The sequence below is a fragment of the Streptococcus mitis genome (genome assembly GCF_905187535.1).
Lineage (GTDB): Bacteria > Bacillota > Bacilli > Lactobacillales > Streptococcaceae > Streptococcus > Streptococcus mitis_BS.
Genome location: NZ_CAJJIE010000059.1, coordinates 70345 through 92223 on the forward strand (window position 1 = coordinate 70345; position 21879 = coordinate 92223).

The following is a 21879-nucleotide window of genomic DNA, read 5'->3' on the forward strand; positions in this document are numbered from 1 at the left end:
ATTTAGTAGATCTTGTTTTTGTCTCTTTTTGTGTGCTCTTTTCATACTAGATTTTCTAGTATCTTATCCTCATTGAAAATCAAAAAACTAGAAGGCTAACCATCTGCTCCTCTTGAGTTGGATTAGGCAATCCTAAGCTAGTTTGACGAGCTTTTCAACGAGGATAATAGAGTTTTGACAGTGACTTTGGGCTCTACTAGATAAAGTAGAGCTTTTTGTTATGCACTATCGACATTCTAGAAAGGGCAATCATATGATAAAAATCAATCACCTGACCATCACACAAAACAAAGATTTACGAGACCTTGTCTCAGACTTAAACATGACCATCCAAGACGGGGAAAAGATAGCTATTATTGGAGAGGAAGGAAATGGCAAATCAACCTTGATTAAAACTTTAATGGGAGAAACTTTACCTGATTTCACTATCAGGGGAGACATTCAATCTGATTATCAATCAATAGCCTACATTCCTCAAAAACTCCCCGAAGAGCTGAAAAAGAAAAGTCTACACGACTACTTCTTTTTAGATTCTCTTGATTTAGACTACAGTATCCTCTATCGTTTGGCTGAGGAATTGCATTTTGATGGCGAACGTTTCGCTAGTGACCAAGAGATCGGGAGCCTCTCGGGTGGCGAAGCTTTGAAAATTCAGCTCATCCATGAGTTAGCAAAACCTTTTGAGATTCTATTTTTAGATGAACCTTCAAATGACCTAGACCTTGAGACGGTTGATTGGCTAAAAGGTCAGATTCGAAAGATTAGGCAAACTGTTATTTTCATTTCCCATGATGAAGACTTTCTTTCTCAAACGGCTGATACTATTGTCCACTTGCGACTGGTCAAGCACCGTAAAGAAGCAGAAACGCTAGTAGAGCATTTAGATTATGATCGCTATAGTGACCAGAGAAAGGCTAATTTTGCCAGACAAAGTCAGCAAGCTGCTAACGACCAGAGAGCCTATGACAAAACCATGGAAAAGCATCGCCGAGTCAAACAAAATGTAGAAACTGCTCTTCGAGCTACCAAAGACAGTACTGCCGGTCGCCTATTGGCTAAAAAGATGAAAACTGTCCTCTCTCAAGAAAAACGCTTTGAAAAGACAGCTCAGTCCATGATCCAAAAGCCACTTGAAGAGGAAGAAATCAAACTTTTCTTCTCAGACATCCAACCATTAACTGCTTCTAAAGTTTTAATCCAACTGGAAAAAGAAAATTTGTCCATTAGCGACCGAGTTTTGGTTCAAGAACTACGACTAACTGTCCGTGGCCAAGAAAAAATCGGTATTATCGGCCCAAATGGTATTGGAAAATCGACTCTGTTAGCCAAGTTTCAACAACTGCTTAGCGCCAAAAGAGAAATTTCGCTTGGTTTTATGCCACAAGATTACCACAAAAAACTGAAATTGGATTTATCACCAATAGCCTATCTAAGTCAAACTGGGGAAAAAGAGGAACTACAGAAAATCCAATCTCACTTAGCCAGTCTCAATTTCAGTTATCCAGAAATGCAGCATCAAATTCGCTCCTTATCTGGCGGACAACAGGGTAAACTCCTGCTTTTGGATTTAGTCTTGCGCAAACCAAACTTTCTCCTTCTGGATGAACCCACACGAAACTTTTCACCTACTTCTCAACCCGAAATTAGAAAACTCTTTGCAACCTATCCAGGCGGTATCATCACTGTTTCGCATGACCGTCGTTTCTTAAAAGAGGTCTGTTCGACTATCTATCGCTTGACAGAACACGGTTTGGATGTAGTTAATTTAGACAATTTATAAATTTGCAACATAGCAGATAGGTGGGGCAAAAACACAATTTTAGGAGAAAAGGAAGTAAATCTTCCCATAATAAAACGCATAATATCAAGTTTTTTGCACACCTGATATTATGCGTTTTTAAGATTTTAAAGACTTTTTCCTAGCCTTCATTTTACATATGTTTTAAACGTTCAATCCGTTCTGAGATAGGCGGGTGGGTATAAAAGAGTTTTTGGAACCCTCCCCCTTTCTTAGGATCATTGATATAAAGTGCACTGCTGGCATCATCGACAGGACGACTCATCGGTTTACTATTATCCAACTTACGTAGAGCATTTATCATCCCTTGAGGATTACGAGTCAACTCGACACTGGAAGCATCAGCTAGGAATTCCCTCTGACGAGAAATAGCTAGTTGCACCAAGGTTGCAGCGAGAGGAGCCAGCACAATAGCTAGTAGGGAAACCACTAGCATAATGATTTCAAGACCGTTTCCATCTCGATCATCGTCACTTCGTCTGCGATCTGCACCACCCCACCACATCATACGACCTGCCATACTAGAAAGCATGGTGATAGCACTAGCAAGGGCGACAGCAATAGTTGAAATGCGGATATCGTAGTTACGAATATGACTGACTTCATGTCCCATAACAGCTTCTAGTTCCTCACGATTCATGATAGCTAGAAGGCCTGAAGTCGCAGCAACCGCCGCATTTTGAGGGTTAGAACCTGTCGCAAAGGCATTTAAGGCTGGATCATCAATGATGAAAACACGAGGCATAGGAATCTGAGCGACCATAGCCATATCTTCTACTACATGGTAGAGGTTTGGTGCCGTTTGCTCATCCACCTCACGCGCTCCATTCATTGACATGACAATCTCTGTCGATTGAAAAATCATGGACAAGGCATAGATAAAGCCGATAATCAGTGCGATAACCAAACCACCAAGCCCAGATCGCATAAAGAGATAACCAACCGCATAGCCAACCAGAGCTAAGAGTAGGAAAAATACCAGCAATAAAATCCACGTTTTTCGTTTATTGCTTGCAATTTGATCAAACAACATCTTAGTCACCTAAACCGCTAAAATCAACTTTAGGTACTACCTTTTCCTCATCTGGAGTTTGAAGGAAATCTGCTGCTTTAAATCCAAACATTCCAGCGATAATATTGCTTGGGAAAGTTTCTAATTTTACATTGTAGTTGCTGACAACACTGTTGTAAAGTTGACGAGAGTAAGAAATTTTATTTTCTGTGTTTGTCAACTCCTCTTGCAATTTAACAAAGTTGGCACTAGCTTTCAAATCTGGATAGCTTTCTGCAACTGCAAAAATACCTGAAACCTGACGAGTAAGAGCATCACTAGCTTTCATAGCTTCTGCTGGTGAAGTTGCTGCAGCAACTTGATTGCGAAGTTCTGCCACCTTTTCAAGGGTAGAACCTTCATATTTGGCATAACCTTTTACAGTCTCAATCAAGTTTGGCAAGAGATCATTTCGACGTTTCAACTGAACATCAATCTGACTCCAAGCCTCCTTTGTTTGCATACGATTCTTAACCAAACCGTTATAGCTAACAATCACAAAAATAACAACAAGAGCCAAAACTCCAAGAATAATCCAAGTCATTATATAAGTCCTTTCTACTTTTAGATTAGTACCAGTATATCAAATTTTTAATGATTGTGGTAAAATAAGATGATACTAAAGAAGGAAATAACTATGAAACCAGAAACATTTTACAACTTGCTTGCCGAGCAGAATCTTCCACTTTCGGACCAGCAAAAAAAACAATTTGATCGTTATTTTGAACTCTTGGTCGAGTGGAATGAAAAGATTAATTTGACGGCTATTACAGACAAGGATGAAGTTTATCTCAAGCATTTTTACGATTCGATTGCACCTATTCTGCAAGGCTTGATTCCCAATGAAACTATCAAACTTCTTGACATCGGTGCTGGGGCAGGATTTCCTAGTTTACCAATGAAAATCCTCTATCCTCAGTTAGATGTGACCATCATTGATTCACTCAATAAGCGCATCAACTTCCTCCAACTTTTGGCTCAAGAACTGGATTTGGACGATGTTCATTTCTACCATGGACGTGCAGAAGACTTGGCCCAAGACAAAAACTTCCGTGCTCACTATGATTTTGTAACGGCTCGTGCGGTTGCCCGTATGCAAGTCCTATCTGAATTAACTATTCCCTACCTTAAAGTTGGCGGAAAACTATTGGCACTCAAGGCTAGCAATGCTCCTGAGGAATTATTAGAAGCTAAGAATGCCCTCAACCTCCTTTTTAGTAAAGTAGAAGACAATCTCAGCTACGCCCTACCAAATGGAGATCCACGTTACATCACAGTGGTAGAAAAGAAAAAAGAAACGCCAAATAAATATCCACGTAAGGCTGGCATGCCCAATAAACGCCCGCTTTAATCTTTTTAAAATAAACAAAGTATAAATTTCTAATTATCTTTTTATATTTTCTTAAATGCTCGTAAAGCCTTATTCTATGTGCTTTCGAGTATTTTTACTGTAGGAAGATACTTCACGTTTCTTTGCATATTTCCTCATGTCTTAGCTGTCAGAAGTGGTAAATAAGTAGTAAATTCATTTGTACTACTAAGCAACAAGACGCTCCTGTTGCTTCTCTTTATTCAAGCGTTTCATTTCTGCCATTGCAGAATCGAATGTTGCATGTGCGTAATAGTTCAGCGTCATGGCTATATTAGCATGTCCCATAATGTACTGTAATGCCTTTGGATTCATTCCTGCATTTGCATAGTTGGTACAGAATGTATGTCGCAAACTATGTGGAGTGATGTGTGGCAATTTATCCTCGTTATACTTATTGTATTTCTTAACAAGACCTTTCATCATGCCGTTGTAATCACTTGCCACTTTTGGATAGTTCTTTCTATTAAGAAAGAGGAAATCACTATATCCATCAATCTCAACACGCTTATCATTCTTTCGATTCGCTAACACTCGCTTAAATGCTTGATAGGCTTCTTCAACCATAGGAACTTGACGTTCGCCACTTTTGGTCTTTGGTGTTTCAATGTAGTACCCAATTTCAGTATCTCTCAATAGCTGATGGTCTATATTGACAAGACGATTCTCAAAATCTAAATCTGGAAGTGTCAAACCACCAAACTCTGAAATACGAAGACCTGTTTTTAAGAGTATCAGAATTTCATCATAATTTTTGCTGTAGGTTTTATCAGCTTTTGCAAAGGCTAACAGTTTTTCTTCCTGTTCTTCTGTTAGTACGGTCTTAGGGACAGTATCATCATCAAGAACTGCTTTCAGTTGAAAGTCAAATGGATTCTTCCGAACACAATCATCTTGTATAGCAATATAGAATGAAGCCTTTAAAGAACGTTTGTAGTTATTGATGGTTTGATAAGCATAACCATTTTCACTCATTCTAATAGCCCATTCTTTAGCGTCTGATGGCTTAATACTGTCAATACTTCTTACACCTAACTTGTCTTTCTTCAAAATATCCATAAGATATTTGCGTCCAGTTTCAGTGTTTTTTCTAACCTTTGGTCTTTGAGCGTTCTGTTTTGCGTAAAGCTGGCAGAGTGTCATTTTCTTTCCTACAACATCAATACCATCATGAATGTCTTTCTGTAACTCTGCGATTTTCTCTCTAAGTGAGATACAATCACGCTTTCCTGCTGGTACTCGGTCTGTAGCCACAAGTTTCCACGAGTAAACAAATTGCGGTTCTCCAAATGAATCTATATATTTGTATAAGTATCTTCCGTCTTTTCGTTGGCTCTCTCCAGTCTTTAAGATTCGACCTTTATTGTCACGTCTTTTTTCTGACATGGCATTTGCTCCTTTCCTTTATGGAAAGAGCCTTGATACGACTTAATACTATTTTATCATATACAAGACCCTTTGGCGACGCTAGATTGCGTCCAATGTATCTATAATTTTTTCAAATTGTTTTCGTTTAATCTGAATACGATTGCCATTCATAATCAGCCAATTTGCATTTTTATTTTCCTCTGCCAAGCGTCGTAGCTTGTTTTCGCCAATACGAAAATATTTTGACGCTTCTTCAATGGTTAGGGTATAACGTTCCCAAATAGGAATGTCAGTCTGCTTCATAAAATCCTCCTTTCCAAATCACTTATTTGGATTTCATAAAAGTTGTTTTACCAGCAATCGAACAGCTTTAGCAAAGCTCACGGGAGTTCCACCCCTGCATGGTTCTCATGTAGCCATACTCATTGCCTGCGACGGTTTTATCACGCTCGGACTATTGACTGTATGGGAGTATCATTATCACGATAAGAATGTCGTTGCAGGCAATCCTGCTAAAGATTGCTTCTCGGATCACTAACATGAATCGCTCGCTATCTTTATAAGATAGGTCATGGCGGTTAGTTCCGTTGGCTCTTTTCTTATCGAAACGTATTCGATTACTTTTATTCAGTTTTCAAAGAACAATGGCTCGTTAGCCTATCAAAACACATTGAAAGCTCAATATGCTTTGGTGGAATAACAAACCTCCCTGTTCGGGAAGCGTGGAATGGTTTAGCACGCTTCCACGAAAGGAGAGAGGATATTACTTAATTTCAAATGACAAAATCTTTGTAATCAGTCTGGTTTCCATTCTTCCACGTAAGACTTCATCAACGACCATACTTTGATTGCCATATTCATCTTTCATAAGTCGTAGGGAACGCTTCGTTATGTACCCTCTGTAATGATGTAGAATCTGGTTAATCGCTTCGGTATCGCCATCTGTTGCCTTTACAATGAGAGGAAAGGGAATCATAGGATATTGTGTTTTCATTCTTCAAATTCCTCCATAAACTTTTTAATTAAGGCTAGTCCACTGGTTCTATGCCGATAGACAGTAGAACGGTTCAATTTCAACAGGTCTGCAATTTCTGAATCGCTCATGTCCATAAAGTAAAACAGCAGTAGAATTTCACGTTTCTTGTCTGGCAACTCACGTAATGCTTCACTCAACAAATCATTTTCAACGCCTACTGATAACCCATTGAGTGTAAAAATCTGAAAGTCAGTTGAATAGTTATCTGTTGTCGCAAACTGGCTAACAAGATAATCGCCAACATCCGAAAAGGACACCTCACGCTTTGCAATCCTTGAAAGATAAAGCATATAATTCTTTCGCTCGTCTTCCATAGCACGTTTACAGATATAGTCAAACTGATTTTCTATTGTGGTCTGAAAAGAAGATGGTTTCATGTTTCTCACCCCCTTTCTGTCTAGGAAAGGAAGTGAGCCTTGCTCGTTTATCTCCTTTCACTCTTAGTCCCAATGTGAAAGGGGGATTTGTTGCATTACTGATAAATAAACTTTGTAAAAAAGTTCTGAATAGCCAAAAAAGCATATAAACAGATTTATTTCTCTGTTTACATGCTTCTGTTATTCTATCTATATGATTTATAAAACCACATTGGTGGACGTACTTATCTATTGCAGATAGACGACTTTTTTTGACAAGAACCCAATGTAAGGAAATTTATTGTATATGATGTACTTCATGGCGACGTTGACCTCCAACAAACCGCCATTTGGAAGTAATATACAATATTTTAACAGCGTAAATAGCACTACCATATAACGGTTTTTTTTATTGGCGTTTAGTAGTGCTTTTTATTAAATATAAACCTATAAACCATATAACACGTTTTTCTATACCTGTTTTTAATTCAGTAGGAACAATAAAATGTATAGAGGTGGTCTACTATGCGTAAAAAAGAAGATAAATATGATTTTAGAGCCTTTGGTTTAGCCATTAAAGAAGCTCGATTGAAACGAGGTTTAACTCGTGAACAAGTGGGAGCATTGATTGAAATTGACCCACGGTACTTAACTAATATTGAAAATAAAGGGCAACACCCCAGCATACAAGTTCTTTATGACCTTGTATCGTTACTTCATGTTTCCGTTGATGAATTTTTCTTACCTGCTAATAACTTGGTAAAAAGCACCCGACGATTACAGATAGAGAAATACATGGATAGCTTTACAGACAAAGAACTATCCTTAATGGAATCTTTAGCCAGCGGTATCAACGAAGCAAGAAACATCGAAGACTAATTAAAAGAATCCATACATAACGGAAAGAGCCGATAAAATGAGATTGTATTAATCTCATTTTATCGGCTCTGCGTCTTTGCGTCTGGCTCTGTAATCACAGTTACTTTGAACTGCTTTATTTCAATTAAATTTTCTTGTCTGCATTTCGGACAATAGAGGGGGAATTTTTTTAATTCAGTATCTTCCCTTATCTTTAATCGTGTTTTATTTCCACATACAGGACACAATATCCACTTGTAGTTTATAATAACTATCTCCTCCTTTACACTTTAATTCAAATCTTTATTAAAAAATATTTCATCTTATTTAACAAGAAACCATATTTATATAACAACATAAAATACACTAAGTTATTTTATTGAACATATATCGTACTTTATCTATCCGACTATTTGGACGACGGGGCTGGCAAACAGGTTCACCGGTAGTAACATGGTACCCTTTTAACTCTGTTAAACAAACACTACGTCCATTTGTAAAGAAAGTTAAATCACTACGATATTCTTGAATACACCGAGCAGGGATTTCTCCACTAAGAATGACCTCATTATTTTTCAATTGAGTGTCTACGATGTTCGCACAATATTTAGGAGCATCGGTGTATGCTCGTGAAAGATATTCCTGTGGCGCATAAATTTTAAAACTAAGATATGGCTCTAACAATTCTGTTCCAGCTTTTTTTAAGACTTGTTCCAATACAATAGGAGCAAGCATCCGAAAATCTGCTGGGGTACTAACAGGGCTATAGTATAAGCCATACTTAAAACAGATTTTACAGTCCGTCACATTCCAACCATACAATCCTTGTTCACAGCCATAGCGTATCCCTTCCATAACTGCATTTTGAAATGATTGATTTAAGTATCCAAGAGAAACCGAGCTCTCATACTGCATTCCACTTCCCAACGGAAGCGGTGATACAGATAAACCAATGGAAGCCCAGAAAGGATTCGGTGGAACTTCGATGTGAATGGTATACTCTGCTTTTTTTAACGGTCTTTCCATATAAATGACTGTAGGCTCTTTTATTTCTATCTCCACATGATACTTTTCTTGCAACAGTGCACTAATCACTTCCATTTGTACTTTCCCTAAGAAAGAAAGTATAATTTCATGTGTCGTAGAATCCACGTAATATCGTAGAAGCGGATCACTATCTGAGATTTCCAAAAGGGCATCAAGCAACATTTCTCTCTGTTCAGGTTTACTCGGTTCAACAGTTGTTTGTAGTAGAGGGTGCGGATTTTCAATCTTTTTTCTCTGTGGCAATAGTTTTGTATCTCCAAGAACACTATTTAACTTCAAAAACTCATTTTGCAAAATAACAATTTCTCCAGAATAAGCTCTATCAATCTTACATAATTCACCATTTATTGAAGTATACATTTCTGTAACTTTTATTTTTTCTTTTTCTGATACTCTAACCGAATCTCGTAAATGTAGTACTCCACTATAAAGGCGTATATATGCAAGACGTTGTCTTTTTTTTGTATATTCAATTTTGAAAACATTTCCGCAAAGTTCAGACGGACCTCGATGTGTTGATGAATAAAATTTATTAGTAATAACTTCTATAAGGTTATCAATCCCTATATTACTTTTTGCACTTCCATGATAAAGAGGGAACAGAGAACAATTCTGAAATCTTATGCTTTCCTCTTGTTCGAGTTCCAATGCTTCTAATGATTTACCGGACATATATTTCTCTAAAAGGTCATCGTTTCCCTCTATTACCGTATCCCATTGTTCAGATTCGGTAAAGTTCGTCACACACATATTAGGATACAGTTCTACCTTCTGTTTGATTACAATTTCGGCAGAAAGTTTCTCTTTAATATCCTGATAAACCGTTGATAAATCAATTCCATTTTGGTCAATCTTATTGATAAAAAAGATTGTGGGAATCCCCATTTTCCTAAGTGCATGAAATAATATACGAGTTTGTGCTTGTACGCCATCTTTTGCAGAAATCAGTAGAATTGCCCCATCTAAAACTGATAATGAACGATATACTTCTGCTAAAAAATCCATATGTCCTGGCGTGTCTATGATGTTCACCTTCGTATTTTTCCACTGAAAAGAGGTTATCGCCGTCTGAATTGTAATTCCTCTCTGACGTTCTAAAAGCGTATTATCCGTTTTCGTTGTACCTCTGTCCACGCTTCCTAATTCTGTAATCGCTCCACTGTTATATAATAAGCTTTCTGTTAAGGTAGTTTTTCCCGCATCAACATGAGCTAAAACTCCAATATTAATAATTTTCATGTGATTTTCCTCCATTCAAAAGCCCAAAAGGGCATAAAAATCCCAGTGATAAATACTCTTATCACTGGGATTTTTATGCATAACCATAGGCATACAAAGCATACAGATATTCTCCGGATACTTTAGAATCACATGATAAAGGTATTCTTAAACTGGGTACAAAAAACTAAGCCCTCCTAAAAAAGGACATCCAATTATTTGTTCCCACTATCAAATTGACAGTTTATTTAAGAATACCTTGCCGCATATTTATTAACTCCTTTTAAATAGATACTTAAATAATAGCACGTAAGAGCATATTTGTCAAGGAATCTCCAATTTTTTATCAAAGAGAGTACGTGATTACAAAATAGCTGTAATAATGTACCAATATTTGTTATTCTATAATCTTCCAATTACTCCCGTTCTTTTCAAGTACCAAATCAAATTGAGATACCTGCGTTGCTTTGGTCTGCTGGTCGATATACTCCACTGTCAGCGATACCGTGACTTGATTATCCTTACGATTGTGAATAGGATTTACCAGTTCTTGAAAGATGTACTCTTTTCCGATTGGTTTTAATATCCCGTCATTCACATAGTAGGAAAGTTCACTGGCTGTCGCTGTAGGATAGAGCTTGAAGAACGTCGTTAAAAACTCATTGATTTCATTGGTTGTAATGGAATCAACCGTCCCCTCACTTTCAATGGCTTTTGGTTTATAACTTGATTTCTTAGGTATGTTGGTAATGGTCGGATTCTTAACCAGTACCATATTTCCAGAACCATCTACATAGACACTCACTATATAAGCAGAGTGGACGGTCTTTGTATTTTCTCCCTCTGTAATGAGCTGGTCTACACTGTAGGTTACATTAAACTCATTGTCGCCAGTTGGCTCTACCGTCCATATCTGAAATCCTCTTACAGAAGACGATACAGGAATATCTTTGCGTACTGTATCAACATTGAGAGCTTGAAGTTCATCTGTCAGATAGCCTTTTAGACTTTCCATTCGATTATCAATGGACTTATCGGATTGCTCCCATGAATAGTAGACTTTCGCAAAGTTCTCTACAAAATTTTCTACATGATGAGTATCAACGTATTCCTTTTCTATGATAGTTGTTTCGTGAATAGTATGAGTATCTATAGCTGTAAAGTGCTTGAATATCGCAAAGCTGAAACTAAGCCCTAAAAGTACCCACAAGGCAATCACAACCTTTTTATGAGGATTGACCTTATAGTAGACACGAGGTTTCTTTTCCTTTGGTATCTGTTTTTCTTTATTCTGATTTTTTCTAAATTTCATCATTAAATCTTCCTTTCTCATTGTTTGATTCGTCCTGCTCCCACTAAATGCTGTTGCCAGTAGGGGCTTGTTAAGTCGGCATAACCGATTGGGTCGCCTGCATGAAACATACGGTTATTGCCAAGGTATATCCCAACATGAGTAATATAAGAGCCAGCGTTATAGGTAGAATGAAAGAAAACCAAATCGCCAGCTTGTGCTTCCGATAGTGGGATATGCTGGGTCACATCATATTGCTGTTGTGCGGTTCGTGGTAAGTTAATTCCAGCTTTTCCATACGTCCATTGTGTCAGTCCGCTACAATCAAAAGAAGTAGTCGGGGAAGCTCCACCGTAAACGTATCGCCAGCCCTCATATTTCAGTGCTTCGTCCATGATGGCTTGTACCGTATCATCATCAAACTCTGTTGTGACAAGATACTGCGTTACCAGTTGCACATAAAACATATTGCCATAGTTGTATCGCCAGCCCCCATTGATAGGTATGGCTATGGGATTGGGGTAAGACACTTTTTCGCCACCTGAATACTCTTTTGAGAAACTTTGAGCCAGTTCAAAGGTATATTTATTTCCACGATTAGCCACATACCCTAAGAAACCACCACCATAATTGTAGGACTGGATAACCGATTCTAAATCTACACTGAGCCTTTCGCTACTGGCTAATAATTCACTGAAATACTTCACACCTTGCTTAATGGATTCTTCTGTACTCAATGAATTAGGTGGAAGACCGAGGGATTCCGAGGACTGCATAACATCTTCCGCAGTACCGCCCGATTCCACCTGTATAATCGCAAGAAGTATGTTGACATATTCTTCAACGCCATATTCTTTGGCATATTTTTCTACCATAGGCTTATGAGCCAGCACTTCTGCGGAAACATTCACACCTCCATAATGAATATTGGAAATTCCGCTGTCCTGTTCATCTGAAAATAAAATGGCAACAAACAGAAGCAGTGAGAAGACCATCAAGAATAATCCAGAACCACCAATCACTAAAGTTTTCAACTTCATGGTTTCTTACCGACTTTCTTAATGGTGGCGGTTTTGATTGGTGGTCTACTTCTTGTATTTTGTAGTGGTACTCTTTGAACAGTAGACGGACGTTCTTTTGTGATTGGACGTTGTGAAGTTCTATCTGCTGTAGTGGTTGAAGTTGCTGGCTTTTGAACGGTTTTTTCTTGAACGGTATTGCCTTGGCGTTCCACTTTTGGACTTGAAAAATCGGTCTTAACTGCTGGACGCTCTTGTTTGGCTTGTTGAGATTCCTTATATGAAGTCTGAATATTAGACTGTTTTGAGGTCTGTTCATCATGATATTGTTCTTGTCTTGTAGTCGGTCTTTCATGAACAGAAGAAGCAGGCTGTTTTTTCTGTTTGACCTGTTCCATTTCAGAGCGACGCTTCGCAATGGTTTTTCGCCTTTGTTCCTGCTGTTCCTTGCGTCCACTGGCTCTGTCCGCTTTGGTTTGAGAAATACTACTGGTTAAATCACGGACATTCTCTTTTACTTTGGATTTTCCTTGATATACTGCATATCTTGCATTGGTCGGCAAATCTTTAACCTGTTCTTTCAAACCACTAGCAGTGTCTACCATTCTGTCTTTGGTATCAGCTACTGTACCGATGGTTTGACCGATACGTTTTCCAAGTGTTGATTTTTCCTTTCCGTCTGGTCGGGAGTGATCTGCTTGTGTCCTTGCAGAACTCCCCGAACCCGACTGTCCTTTTTTACCTGTAACAATGGCAGACCCAGCCCCTAGAGTAGTCATGGAACGTCCAAGTTTCCGCTGTAGACGGTGCATGTGAGCGTGCATAAGCATACGAGGTTTTCTCATCACACGACTTCCCACACTTTGAGAATCGTTACTCTGTAGAGAAAACATACTCATTAAATCGCCCAGCTTGAAGTAGATTCCTGCAAAGGTCACAATCTGTAGAAAAGCAATCAAAAAGAACGGATAACCAGCCGATAAGGTATAGAGCATGGTTGAAATACTAAATGCTGTCGTAATAATCAATGTGATTCCAGCTCGTGTCAAAATGGTATTAAAGAGCTTTGTTATGGCTCGTTTTGACATACCATCAAATGATGGAATCATGCTTAAAATAAAGCTCACAGGCAGAAACATAGCATAGATGATAAAAAGTACCTGCGAGAAAATCATGATTCCTGTTAATAGGAATACAAATATGGAAATCCCAATATTGAAGACAAATAGGAAGAAGACTGTACCTAAACGGTTAATGGTCTTTGTAATGGTTAGATTGGTATTGCTTCTGTCTTCAATTTCTTCCGCAACAATTTTTTCTCTGTCTTCGCCATTGTTGGAATCTGGGCTGGTGGAGAGCAGGCTATCTCTGATTAAGTCCACGCTGTCCTTGCCTTGACTATCGGAATGGGGCATGACAATCTTCGTGCCAAGTGATAAACTGGCATTACTGATGTCTGATGAAAAGTCATTGATTTTTTTAATGTAGTCGGGAGCGTAGGCAATAAAGGAAGCCGATAGGATAAACACCAGCACAAAATTCATAATGGCATGAATTGCCTTTGTGGTTTCTCTCTTTATCAGTCCCGTATAGGCAACATAAACCCCAAGAACCAAAATCAAGAGTAAGAGGAATCCAACATAGAAACCCTCTGTTGAAAATCCGTTTGCACTCACACCAGCTAAGGTCTGCATATTCTTACCAATGGAATCTGCTGTAGCGGAAATGAAGTCTAAGGAATAGGCTTCCTGTACTAAGTAACCTGTCGCATTGGAAACATACAAACTGATTGTCCAAATAAAATTGGTAATGGCATATAGTCCATACATGACCTGTTTTCCAATCCCGTCCGACCAGTTCCACGGAAGCCAGCCCCAGCTATTATCCACATAAAAATCCAGTTGATAGTTTTCAAGTGGGTATCGGCTGTATTCATTTGCCACATTGACCGTATCATCTACCAAGCCCGCAGCTTGAACCACCGTTCCCAGCATGGCTAAAAGAAAAATGGCAATCACAAGTGTGAAAGCCACTGTCATTGCCACTTTACCTAGACGTTTCAGCGTCCAGTTTGATTTTATTCTGTTTACTATTGATGGTTTCACATTTACACCTCTTTTCGCACAGGTGGTCTGGTATCAAAGGCATGGAGCAGTTCTTCAAATACAGGGTGGAACTGTATCACACCGACACGACCATATAAATCACTGATAAGGCATTGCCCGTTTTCCAAATCACGCAATCGCTTCTGATTGTTTTCGTCCTCTGGGTCTACACCAAAAAAGGCTAAGGTCTTTTTAATCTCGTTAAGGTCAGTGGAACGAAATGCAAATTTTAAGCCGAGGTTATTTTTCAGTTTTTCATCTAAGAGGTCGTCTGTATTTTGGGTCACGAAATATACCCCAGCGTTCATAGCACGACCAGCCCGAACCAGCTTCATAGATAGTGTTTTTCCTTGTGCTACCTGTAAAAAGCTCCATGCTTCGTCTAAATCTACAATCTTGAAAATGCTTCGGTCTGTATGGATAAAGTCTAAAGCAAAGGTACTAATGACAATCAGCATAGCAACGGATAAAAGCTCCATAGTGGTATATTCCTCAAAGGAAGTTTCCTTGTCGGGAAGTACCAAGTCCGCAACCTGTATAATGTTCAGTTGTTTTTCTAAGCTGATAGACTGCTCCACATAACCATTACTGAATAATAAATGTGCAAAGTCATAGTCTGTAAAACTTTCGATATGGTCGGCTATACTGGTACTTAGTGGCGTATTCTCAACCCGTAATTCCTCAATCACTTTCATCAACCCTCGTACTTCACTATTGGTTACTGCACGAATGGCTTTTCTAAGGATTGGGAAGCGTTCCCCATCACGAGAGGAAATCCCCGTAAGGAATGTCAGAATATCAATAGCCAGTGATTCAGAATCTTTGGGATTTTTCATAATCACATAAGGGTCAAGTAAGCCTTTGTTTTTCTCATCAGAAGTCAGAGTGACGATATTGATTTCATGGGAAATCTCTGGCAAGGTTTCTTTCCATCTGCCACGTTCTGCTTTTGGGTCTACAATCACTGCTTGTGCCCCATAAAGCACCGCATAATAGACGATAAGGTTATTCGCAAAGGATTTACCACCACCCAGCGAACCAACAAAAGCCGACGCTAACGCATTGGTTACTGAACCCTTAACCCCTTGACTGGCAAGAGCAGGTTTCAGATAGACATTGCGTCCAGTATCTAAGCTGTAGCCAACATAAATCCCCTCATTTTCCCCCAGCATTTGAGTAGCACCAAAACCTAAACCAGCGAGGAAATCAGAGGTCACGTATTGAATATAATCATTCATATAACGCTTGCTGGCAGGTAAAAATTCTTCATGTAAGCCGAGCATATCCCCAAATGGTCGTACCAGTTTTACGCTTAAATCGTCATAAAAATCTTTCACTTCATTACAACGACGTTTGAGTTCGTCAAGATCATTTGCTGATACCCTTACCACATAAGACAGCTTGTACATAGATTCCTTGCTTTGGTCTAAATTGGTTTCCAGCTCATTCACACTTTCCAGAGCTTCCGCCACATTGGAGCTGGTTTCATTATCACTTTGCCAAGCGTGGTTATCCAAGTCTTTCAGTTCTTTCTTTTTATTGCGGACAGTAGATAGGGCTTTACGATTCGCTACAATTTCCACATTCATTGACGTATCAATCGGGAATGTAAATTGCTGTTGCTGGTAGTAGAAGATTTCAGAGGACGGGAAGTCCAGTTCTCCGACAATGCTGTTAATGGTAAAGTAAGCTACATAGACGGTTTCATCTTCCTGCTGGATTTTCAAATATCGCTGTTTTTCTTCCACCAAACAGCGAGTAGGCTTAATCAAGTCATAGTATTTAATCAGCGTTTCATTATCCAGCTTTTTCTTTGATAGATGGTACTCATACTCTTCATAGGCAGTGCCTGTCTGTCCGTAAAGGTGTTCAATCAGATAGCCGAAGTCGTCCTTATCTAACCTGCGGATTTTGAAACGACGAGAGATTTTATTTTCTAAGAGCTTTTCCATCTTCTGAAAACGCAGGATTTCATCATTACTCATACTAACAAAATCGCCCATCAGCTTATGGTTCACATCATAGACAAAATCAGACAAAGCATTTTTTGCTTCAACGGTAAGACTTTTCATAGAAAACTCCTGATCGTTGAGAAGCAACTTAAAGCCGATAAAGAAACGGTAGTTCACTTGATTTTCGCCAATCATGGATATTAAAGCGTCTGTCTGTTGGTCGATTTTGTCATAGGCAACCGCTTTGAGCTTGCCAGTGACTTCATTTTTGGAACGCTCTTGTGCAGAACGTATGCTGGATTCTGTACTGATTTGTAAAGCATGAATTTTGCCATCACGATTTTGTGCGATAAGCTGTCTGAAAGAATCATGCACTTGTATTTTCTGTTCTGGACTTAGAAATGAGTAATTGTAAGGAACAAGCTCATAGTAAGCATAACATTCCCCGTCTTTATTCCAGACGAGATTGTTTTCAATGTATTTAATTGGATATGCCATAAAATTCACTCCTAACTGCTGTAATGGCTTCTTGTGGCTGGTTTCTGCCAAGCGTTACTTTTTTTCCTGCATAGGTCAGCTTTGGTCGCAGTGCATAAGCAATGACAGACTTCAAAAATCCATAAGGCTTTTTACCATCAAAAGTTTTTGTAGACATAAACCATGTGAAAGCCACAGGAATCCCAAAGTATTTGAGAAATGCTCCCTCTATCATGGAAAGAGGGGGCAAGTTGCCAAGTATCATCACTGCAAAGAGTGACACGACAAACCATGTCATTTGCGTAAAGGTTATGGGAAACGGAAGTCTAAAATCATTGATAGAATACAGTACCTTTTCCACAGACCAGATACTGGTATAGCTTCGTATTTTCTTCATGTAATCAATCCTTTCATAAAAAATAGGGGTAGCTGATTGAGCCACCCCGTAAAATAGAAAATCTGCCAGTAGTAATGTACCGACAGATTTAATAGACGATTTCAAAAATCCCATGATTGGTTGAGATAAACGTTCCTGAAAGGTCTAAATCCCGACCATAGGCTTGATAATCAATATAGTTTTGAAGACTAGCTGGTACTTCGCCTAAAGCACCCGTTTCTTCAATGTAGTAGCGTGCCACGTCATACATATCATCACAATCGGAATGAATGATAATATCCTCTTGATGTTCGCTTAGTTCTTCAATGCTTGAAAAATGAGTGAGCAGAGCAGATAGCTCCGATTGTAATTCTTCGGGTAATTCCGATACCATTTCCCATAGTCGATTGAGTTCGCCAATGGAAGTGTATTCGTCAACCGTAAAGGGTAACTCGTAGTCATGAATGGCGTATTCCTCATATTCATCATTCAAGCCGATTTTCTCTTTGACTTCCTCAAAGTCAATGGGAAAGGTAAACCACGCACCGACCAATTCGCCCTCATTGTATTTGCCTAAATTCGCAATATAGACTTGCATATCGTCCATATATTCACGTCCTTTCTTTGTAGAGATTCAAAAATCCCTACCGCACTTCGTTTGGTGTACCATTCCTTTGCGGAACATAAGAAAACCACTTATATTCCACAAAAGAACGGTTTTATTTAAGCACCAATAATGCGATTGAATAGCTCTAGTAAAATGTCTTTTACTCCAGCAGCGTTGAAGACTAAGCCAACCGCAATAATCGCAATAATTAAAAAGCCAATCAGTTTGCTAAACTCACGCTTGAAGCCAAGATACAAGCCAATCACAACGATTGCTAAAAGCACCAGTGATTGAGCGTTTGATAGAAACCAGTTATAAAGGTTTTGTCCAAAATTCATAAAAATGTTCTCCTCTCTATATTCAATGAATTTGTATTTGAGTTATTTTTTTGTTGTTATCACGTCCTGTTCTTTTACTGACTGTTGCTTCAAAATCTGCTTGTGTCGGTCTGTCAGTTTCGCATGGTCGAGAATGTCTTTTACAACCTGCGTCTGGTTGATTTCATCAAGTTTAATCGCAACCTTTAAGGTCGGGGCAACTTGATGAGATAGCCAGTTCAGCGTCCTTTGGAAGGAGTAAGGCTCTGGTTTTGTGGTTAGTTTTAATCGTTCACGATTGTTCCCAATAAACCAAGCCCATTCTTCATTCAGTTTCCAATCAGAACGAGGTTTGGAATCGTCTTTATCTACAAAACGGATATACCGATTGATAATTTTAAAGGCGGTATGCTCTGGATTGTCATAGACGAGTAAATCACGGACTGCATAATAGGCACGCTCATTTTTCAATCGAATCTCAAAACGGTTTTTTACTTCTGCGTCTTCAATGGGAATATCATTTTTCTTGTACTGCTCGTAGTCCTTTTCATAGATACAGAAATAAACTTCACTTTGTAATGAACCGATATAGAGGGTGTTTCCCATACATTCCTTTTCCTCTTTGCGTACCAGTTCGCCACTGCGATAGCTTTTAAAACTGCGGAAGACGGAGATACATTCTTCCTGTTGGCACTTTTCAGTGAGTACAGGGATATTCAAAATCCCTGTCTTATCGTTAATGGCAAGGTCAAGGCGTTTCATCACACCGCCAGCCACCAAAACGTCCATAAAGAACTCATACCAGCTTCTTTGTTGTGCCAGAAGATAGCTTTCAAATTGTCTGCACCCACGACCTTTCAATTCCACCAGAACTCCTTTGTCCAGTTCATGGGAGCAAAGGACGAATATGTCGCCTAAAGCATAATGCTCTGAATAAGAATAGAAACCATAGTCCTCATGAAGAAAATAGGACAGTTTCAGTTGTAAGATGTTTTCGACCACCTGCTGTACGTCTGTTGTCGGAAAGCGAATCCTTACATAATCAAACAGCATTTCAAGGGGAGCGTCGGGATTGAAGCGTTCCAGAGCTTCCCAAAGGGACTGCTGTAAATCCTCTGATGGCTTGACTTTTCCTGTTTCAATATCGCTTAGATACTGCCTTGTAATACCAGTCGCAACAGCTAAACGGTTTTGAGATAGTCCATAAGCCAAGCGTTTTTCTTTTAAATGCTGTAACCAAGTTTGTTCATTCAGTAAAAATCCCTCCAATCAAAAAGGCGTATGTCAACTTTTAAAGCCCATTTGACATACGCTGAAATTTTGTAAATCCCTTGTAACCAAAGGATTTTCTAATGTTTTTTTGACTGTTTCCTGTCGATTTGTACCCCCCTGTTAGATACGGGGGGTTAAGTGCTGGCGTGGCTATTGCCACACCAGCCAGCAAGATCAGTCCACACCTGCGACTTCCGCTTCGCACGTCGCCTGCGTGGACTGTCTGCTGTTGGATAACTTTTTAATTTCCTCCAAGAAATCATATCCTTTTGGTACAAGGGGAGTATAAAACTCTGATATGACACTTGTTCCTACATCAACATAGCCACGACCTTTGATTCGCTTTAAGAAGAAATCCTTTTGTACGTCACTGCCAAACATCATGCCATAGCCCATTTCAGACATACGACCTAAAGCCACTCTGAAATTAAACTGATCACGGATTCCGTCGCCTAAATATTTTGCGTCTGGACGTTGACAAGCCAGTATTAGAAAGAAGCCAGCTTGACGACCTAACATGACAATCTGTTTCAGCTTATTCATAACTGCGGTGTTTTCTTTTGTTCCCAGCATTTCCATGAAAGCGACGTATTCATCAAAGATTAAGAAGTGTGCCGGGAGACCTAAGTAAGCATAATTTTTGCCAGTCTTATAGTTCTTCATCTGCTTCATTTCCTCACTACGTTTCATCATTTCTTCATAGAATGTTTCAATGCAAGAAAGCAAGTCTTCTTTTCTATAGTAGACATTTGCCATCACAGAACCTAAGTCCGCAAGGTCAGCATTTTTCGGGTCAAGAATATACAGTTTTGAATCTGTATGAAGCAAGGCTTCAATCAGTGTCAGTATAAAGTAAGTTTTACCGCCACCTGTACCACCAGCAATCAACATATGAGGGAGCTTATCATATTCCCACCATACGTTTTTCATTAAGCGAAGTTTACCATCTTTAGCTTCTACTTCATCAATAGAAATACGACTGGCTATGGTGTCATAGAGCAAAGTATATTCCACATAGGAATCCTTTAACTCTTTATCCGTCAGCTCACAGTACAAGCCACTCTCTAATTTCTTTTCCAAGTGTAAGAGTTGGTCTTGATATTTTCCCAGCGTGATTTCCACCCGTATCTGTATCAAGCCATTTTTAAGTCGATAATACATTTTAGGGAAGTAGGTTATCTTTTCCTTTGTACGACCAGCACTATCTTTAAAGAAACCCTCTGTTTTGACCTGTTCAGATTCATACCACTTGTTTTCAAGTATCATCTTTGCCAGTTTTTGACGGTGGTAAAGTTGTTTAACCGTATCATAGCGAACCCGTTTGAATACAAACGCTACCAGCAAGCAGATAAGAATTGCGACACTGAAACTGATAATTAAATAGGGAATGTCAATCTTATCTGCTTGTGATAGGTTAAAATCCTGCCAGTTGATCTGCTGGATTGTCTTCACATGAAACAGTCCGACAACCAGCAGGAAAACAGGCAGGAGTGACGCTATCGTAAAATGAAAGACTAAATCTTTACCAGATGGGCGAATCCTTTTACCACGCTGTTTCATGCGAAAAAGTCTCCTTTCTACCTAGCGACTATTTGTCTTGTGTCGGTTCTTTCTTTGCTTGTGGTTGAGCTTTGAATGAACTAGAATCCTTTGTCAGCACAATATCGTCTGCCTTGATATACCAGTCAACATCTGCTCCTTGATAGGTGGCAGTAGCAACGGTGTCCGCAATGGGATTGATAAGTTCCACCCGTGCGTTATAATCAAACTCTTTCAAAGGCACGCTGGCAGGAATACTTACTTGAATCATGCGTCCTTGTCCTTTGGATTTTAAGTCATAGGTACGTTCCTTGATTTCATCTGAAACCGACCCGTCTTCATTTTGGATTCTCACTTCACGACGTAGAGCAGAGAATTTCAATTCTCCAAAAGTCGTGTCTTTATCTAATACAATGCCATTTGCTAATCTCATCATTTTTCCTCTCTTTCTTTATTCTTTTATCATGTCGTCAGCATGTAAAAGGTAATTTGTAAAACCACGAGTGCCGATTTTGTAGCCCTCTGCGGTAATACGTGGATTGACTAACTTCACACGTTCCTCAAAGCCGAAATGTTTTTCGCCAGCTTCAGCAGGAAGCACCACCACAATATCATCTGCTCTTTGAACATCAGAATAGAGATTATAGCTTCTTGATAAGACAGTTAGCCGTCCGTTGATTCTTCGCTGAACGACTTTATCCTCGCCAGCAAATTCTAAATTGCCGAATGTTTTTTCCATGTTGGGAATCACAAATTTAAGTTCCATATTTTTACCTATCCTTTCTTTTTTATTGGCTGAATGAATGTTTGATGGTCTTAAAGA

At 39.1% G+C, this 21879-nt stretch carries 22 protein-coding genes and 1 pseudogene; 3 read left to right on the plus strand and 20 right to left on the minus strand.

The window, feature by feature from the left end; all coding sequences use genetic code 11:
* The first annotated feature begins 220 nt into the window (after positions 1-220).
* On the plus strand, positions 221-1780 hold the full coding sequence (locus tag JQ841_RS06130; protein ID WP_203180427.1) for an ATP-binding cassette domain-containing protein: 1560 nt from the start codon (positions 221-223) through the stop codon (positions 1778-1780).
* A 151-nt stretch (positions 1781-1931) separates the two neighbouring features.
* Here JQ841_RS06130 and htpX read toward each other — a convergent pair whose 3' ends face one another.
* On the minus strand, positions 1932-2831 hold the full coding sequence (gene htpX, locus JQ841_RS06135) for a zinc metalloprotease HtpX (RefSeq protein WP_203180428.1): 900 nt from the start codon (positions 2829-2831) through the stop codon (positions 1932-1934).
* Position 2832: 1 nt separating this feature from the next.
* The gene (locus tag JQ841_RS06140; RefSeq protein WP_203180429.1) at positions 2833-3393 is read right to left on the minus strand and encodes a LemA family protein; all 561 of its coding nucleotides are present in this window, start codon (positions 3391-3393) and stop codon (positions 2833-2835) included.
* 93 nt (positions 3394-3486) lie between these two features.
* Here JQ841_RS06140 and rsmG point away from each other — a divergent pair, with 93 nt between their 5' ends.
* Positions 3487-4200, plus strand: coding sequence for a 16S rRNA (guanine(527)-N(7))-methyltransferase RsmG (gene rsmG / locus JQ841_RS06145; protein WP_084947129.1), 714 nt, complete (start codon positions 3487-3489; stop codon positions 4198-4200).
* A gap of 186 nt (positions 4201-4386) precedes the next feature.
* Here rsmG and JQ841_RS06150 read toward each other — a convergent pair whose 3' ends face one another.
* The 4 genes from JQ841_RS06150 to JQ841_RS06165 form a co-directional block, all read right to left on the minus strand.
* Positions 4387-5604 carry a tyrosine-type recombinase/integrase gene (locus JQ841_RS06150; RefSeq protein ID WP_001291561.1) on the minus strand — a complete coding sequence of 406 codons (1218 nt, stop codon included), beginning with the start codon at positions 5602-5604 and terminating at the stop codon, positions 4387-4389.
* Positions 5605-5685: 81 nt separating this feature from the next.
* Entirely contained in the window at positions 5686-5889 is a 204-nt protein-coding gene (locus JQ841_RS06155; RefSeq protein ID WP_000814511.1) for an excisionase, read from the minus strand.
* Positions 5890-6349: 460 nt separating this feature from the next.
* Positions 6350-6580, minus strand: a complete 231-nt coding sequence (locus JQ841_RS06160) for a helix-turn-helix domain-containing protein (protein ID WP_000857133.1) — start codon at positions 6578-6580, stop codon at positions 6350-6352.
* The gene (locus tag JQ841_RS06165) at positions 6577-6999 is read right to left on the minus strand and encodes a sigma-70 family RNA polymerase sigma factor (RefSeq protein WP_000804885.1); all 423 of its coding nucleotides are present in this window, start codon (positions 6997-6999) and stop codon (positions 6577-6579) included. The genes JQ841_RS06160 and JQ841_RS06165 overlap by 4 nt, the downstream gene beginning before the upstream one ends.
* Before the next feature lie 504 nt (positions 7000-7503).
* Here JQ841_RS06165 and JQ841_RS06170 point away from each other — a divergent pair.
* Positions 7504-7857: a helix-turn-helix transcriptional regulator gene (locus JQ841_RS06170; protein WP_001227347.1), complete on the plus strand. Its 354-nt coding sequence runs from the start codon at positions 7504-7506 to the stop codon at positions 7855-7857.
* Between the two features lie 59 nt (positions 7858-7916).
* Here JQ841_RS06170 and JQ841_RS06175 read toward each other — a convergent pair whose 3' ends face one another.
* The 14 genes and pseudogenes from JQ841_RS06175 to JQ841_RS06245 all read right to left on the minus strand — a co-directional run bounded on the left by JQ841_RS06175 (position 7917) and on the right by JQ841_RS06245 (position 21822).
* Positions 7917-8084 carry a cysteine-rich KTR domain-containing protein gene (locus tag JQ841_RS06175; protein WP_000336323.1) on the minus strand — a complete coding sequence of 56 codons (168 nt, stop codon included), beginning with the start codon at positions 8082-8084 and terminating at the stop codon, positions 7917-7919.
* Between the two features lie 118 nt (positions 8085-8202).
* Complete coding sequence (gene tet(M) / locus JQ841_RS06180) at positions 8203-10122, minus strand: tetracycline resistance ribosomal protection protein Tet(M) (RefSeq protein ID WP_203180430.1); 1920 nt, start codon at positions 10120-10122, stop codon at positions 8203-8205.
* Between the two features lie 15 nt (positions 10123-10137).
* Positions 10138-10185, minus strand: a pseudogene (locus JQ841_RS10275) (hypothetical protein); the annotation flags it as partial.
* A 313-nt stretch (positions 10186-10498) separates the two neighbouring features.
* Positions 10499-11434, minus strand: a complete 936-nt coding sequence (locus JQ841_RS06190; protein ID WP_001224320.1) for a conjugal transfer protein — start codon at positions 11432-11434, stop codon at positions 10499-10501.
* Entirely contained in the window at positions 11431-12432 is a 1002-nt protein-coding gene (locus JQ841_RS06195) for a bifunctional lytic transglycosylase/C40 family peptidase (protein ID WP_000769868.1), read from the minus strand. Before JQ841_RS06195 ends, JQ841_RS06190 begins: the two co-directional genes overlap by 4 nt.
* A complete protein-coding gene (locus JQ841_RS06200; protein ID WP_203180431.1) occupies positions 12429-14516 on the minus strand; it encodes a CD3337/EF1877 family mobilome membrane protein in 2088 nt (695 codons plus the stop codon). Before JQ841_RS06200 ends, JQ841_RS06195 begins: the two co-directional genes overlap by 4 nt.
* Positions 14517-14518: 2 nt before the next feature.
* Positions 14519-16966 carry a conjugal transfer ATPase TcpF gene (gene tcpF, locus JQ841_RS06205; protein WP_000331160.1) on the minus strand — a complete coding sequence of 816 codons (2448 nt, stop codon included), beginning with the start codon at positions 16964-16966 and terminating at the stop codon, positions 14519-14521.
* Complete coding sequence (locus JQ841_RS06210; protein WP_000723888.1) at positions 16950-17342, minus strand: conjugal transfer protein; 393 nt, start codon at positions 17340-17342, stop codon at positions 16950-16952. Before JQ841_RS06210 ends, tcpF begins: the two co-directional genes overlap by 17 nt.
* An 88-nt stretch (positions 17343-17430) precedes the next feature.
* On the minus strand, positions 17431-17928 hold the full coding sequence (locus tag JQ841_RS06215) for an antirestriction protein ArdA (RefSeq protein WP_000342539.1): 498 nt from the start codon (positions 17926-17928) through the stop codon (positions 17431-17433).
* A 116-nt stretch (positions 17929-18044) separates the two neighbouring features.
* Positions 18045-18266, minus strand: a complete 222-nt coding sequence (locus JQ841_RS06220; protein ID WP_001009056.1) for a hypothetical protein — start codon at positions 18264-18266, stop codon at positions 18045-18047.
* A gap of 42 nt (positions 18267-18308) precedes the next feature.
* Positions 18309-19514 (minus strand): MobT family relaxase, encoded by a 1206-nt coding sequence (gene mobT, locus JQ841_RS06225; RefSeq protein WP_000398284.1) that lies wholly within the window; start codon positions 19512-19514, stop codon positions 18309-18311.
* Between the two features lie 177 nt (positions 19515-19691).
* Positions 19692-21077, minus strand: a complete 1386-nt coding sequence (locus JQ841_RS06235; protein ID WP_000813488.1) for an FtsK/SpoIIIE domain-containing protein — start codon at positions 21075-21077, stop codon at positions 19692-19694.
* Between the two features lie 28 nt (positions 21078-21105).
* Complete coding sequence (locus JQ841_RS06240) at positions 21106-21492, minus strand: YdcP family protein (RefSeq protein WP_000985015.1); 387 nt, start codon at positions 21490-21492, stop codon at positions 21106-21108.
* A gap of 15 nt (positions 21493-21507) precedes the next feature.
* Positions 21508-21822 carry a YdcP family protein gene (locus tag JQ841_RS06245; protein ID WP_000420682.1) on the minus strand — a complete coding sequence of 105 codons (315 nt, stop codon included), beginning with the start codon at positions 21820-21822 and terminating at the stop codon, positions 21508-21510.
* Positions 21823-21879 lie beyond the last annotated feature (57 nt).